Consider the following 345-nt stretch of genomic DNA (forward strand, 5'->3'; position numbering starts at 1 on the left):
GTTGATCCAGCTTCTGTTGGTGGAACTATTGCAGGAAGTGCAACAGTTTGTACTGGAACTAATAGCACTACTTTGACTCTTTCTGGAAATACAGGAAGTGTGGTACGTTGGGAATCTTCAACTGATAATTTTACAACGGTTACCACTATTGCCAATACTACAACTTCTTTAACGGCTACTAATTTAACTGCTACTACTGCTTATAGAGCCGTAGTCAAAAGTGGTACCTGTGCTGCTGCTAATTCTAGCACTGCAACGGTAACAGTTGATCCAGCTTCTGTTGGTGGAACTATTGCAGGAAGTGCAACAGTTTGTACTGGAACTAATAGCACTACTTTGACTCTT

At 41.2% G+C, this 345-nt stretch carries 1 protein-coding gene; it reads left to right on the top strand.

The window, feature by feature from the left end:
• A partial coding sequence (locus tag AC061C_RS15925) for a DUF8696 domain-containing protein (protein WP_478291987.1) occupies positions 1 to 345 on the top strand: 345 nt, incomplete at both ends.

Source organism: Flavobacterium sp. GNP010 (assembly GCF_056428945.1).